The sequence below is a fragment of the Mesorhizobium sp. M1A.T.Ca.IN.004.03.1.1 genome (assembly GCF_003997555.1).
Taxonomy (GTDB): domain Bacteria; phylum Pseudomonadota; class Alphaproteobacteria; order Rhizobiales; family Rhizobiaceae; genus Mesorhizobium.
In genome coordinates, this window is record NZ_RZTV01000004.1 from 200,001 (window position 1) to 202,500 (window position 2,500).

1 rRNA gene (running past one end of the window) is annotated in these 2,500 nt (G+C 53.6%); it reads right to left on the bottom strand.

Annotation, left to right across the window (positions count from 1 at the left end):
• Positions 1 to 96: 96 nt before the first annotated feature.
• Positions 97 to 2,500: ribosomal RNA gene (locus EOD29_RS14895) — 23S ribosomal RNA — on the bottom strand (it continues 525 nt past the right edge of the window).

Sequence of the window (2,500 nt, forward strand, 5' to 3'; positions counted from 1 at the left end):
GTCCGGCGCCCTCGCGGAGCATAGGCCCGTAAGGGCCGCTCATGCGTGAGCGCTGGCAGACCATCCGACTTTGTCGGATGGATATTAGGAATGAGAACGATCAAGCCGATCGAACTATTAGTACCGGTAAGCTTCAAGCGTTGCCGCTCTTCCACACCCGGCCTATCAACGTGGTCGTCTTCCACGGTTCTCAGGGAATACTCGTTTCAAGGTGGGTTTCCCGCTTAGATGCCTTCAGCGGTTATCCCGTCCGGATATAGCTACCCTGCAATGCGGCTGGCGCCACAACAGGTCCACCAGAGATCCGTCCATCCCGGTCCTCTCGTACTAGGGACAGATCCTTTCAATATTCCTACACCCACGGCAGATAGGGACCGAACTGTCTCACGACGTTCTGAACCCAACTCACGTACCGCTTTAAATGGCGAACAGCCATACCCTTGGGACCTGCTCCAGCCCCAGGATGCGATGAGTCGACATCGAGGTGCCAAACAACCCCGTCGATATGGACTCTTGGGGGTCATCAGCCTGTTATCCCCGGCGTACCTTTTATCCGTTGAGCGATGGCCCTTCCACACGGGACCACCGGATCACTATGACCGACTTTCGTCTCTGCTCGACTTGTCAGTCTCGCAGTCAGGCAGGCTTATGCCATTGCACTCAGCGAACGATTTCCGACCGTTCTGAGCCCACCATCGCGCGCCTCCGTTACTCTTTAGGAGGCGACCGCCCCAGTCAAACTACCCACCATACATTGTCCCGGACCCGGATAACGGGCCGCGGTTAGACATCCATAGTGATAAGGGTGGTATTTCAAGGGTGGCTCCACCTGAGCTGGCGCCCAGGCTTCAAAGCCTACCACCTATCCTACACATGCCACTACGAATGCCAATGTAAAGCTATAGTAAAGGTGCACGGGGTCTTTCCGTCTAACCGCAGGAACCCCGCATCTTCACGGGGAATTCAATTTCACTGAGTCTATGCTGGAGACAGCGGGGAAGTCGTTACGCCATTCGTGCAGGTCGGAACTTACCCGACAAGGAATTTCGCTACCTTAGGACCGTTATAGTTACGGCCGCCGTTTACTGGGGCTTCGATTCAGAGCTTGCACCCCTCCTCTTAACCTTCCAGCACCGGGCAGGCGTCAGACCCTATACGTCGTCTTGCGACTTCGCAGAGCCCTGTGTTTTTGATAAACAGTCGCTACCCCCTGGTCTGTGCCACCCTCCTCTGCTTGCGCAAAAAAGGGTCACGCTTCTTCCGAAGTTACGCGTGCAATTTGCCGAGTTCCTTCAGCATAGTTCTCTCAAGCGCCTTGGTATACTCTACCAGACCACCAGTGTCGGTTTCGGGTACGGTCTATAAGGAGGAGCTATTTCCTGGAACCACTCCGCTGCCCTTTCAATCCGATAAGATTGGACAACTTGTGTGATCCGTCACTACCTCCAGGCTCACGAATATTAACGTGATTCCCATCGACTACGCGTTTCCGCCTCGTCTTAGGGGCCGGCTAACCCTGCTCAGATTAACTTTAAGCAGGAACCCTTGGTCTTTCGGCGGGGGAGTCTCTCACTCCCCTTACGTTACTCATGTCAGCATTCGCACTTCTGATACCTCCACCGCCCCTCACGGGTACGGCTTCACTGGCTTACAGAACGCTCCGCTACCGCTCGTGATTGCTCACGAACCCTAAGCTTCGGTGTATGGCTTTAGCCCCGTTACATTTTCGGCGCAAAGACCCTTATTTAGACCAGTGAGCTGTTACGCTTTCTTTAAATGATGGCTGCTTCTAAGCCAACATCCTGGTTGTTTTGGGATCCTCACATCCTTTCCCACTTAGCCATAACTTGGGGACCTTAGCTGTAGGTCAGGGTTGTTTCCCTTTTCACGACGGACGTTAGCACCCGCCGTGTGTCTGCCGACTAGTACTCCCAGGTATTCGGAGTTTGGTTAGGTTTGGTAATCCGGTGAGGACCCCTAGCCCATCCAGTGCTCTACCCCCTGGGGTATTCGGTCGACGCTCTACCTAAATAGATTTCGCGGAGAACCAGCTATTTCCGAGTTTGATTGGCCTTTCACCCCTAGCCACAAGTCATCCCGAACTATTGCAACAGTTATGGGTTCGGCCCTCCAGTAAGTGTTACCTTACCTTCAGCCTGCTCATGGCTAGATCACTCGGTTTCGGGTCTAATGCGACGAACTGAACGCCCTGTTCAGACTCGCTTTCGCTGCGCCTACACCTATCGGTTTAAGCTTGCTCGTCACACTAAGTCGCTGACCCATTATACAAAAGGTACGTGGTCACCCGCCCATCAAAGCGCTTGCGCTCTTGATGGCAAAATCAAAAGTTCTTCAAATCGTCAAGCGATTTGAAGGACGGGCTCCCACTGTTTGTAGGCAATCGGTTTCAGGTACTCTTTCACTCCCCTTGTCGGGGTGCTTTTCACCTTTCCCTCACGGTACTAGTTCGCTATCGGTCATGCACGAGTACTTAGGCTTG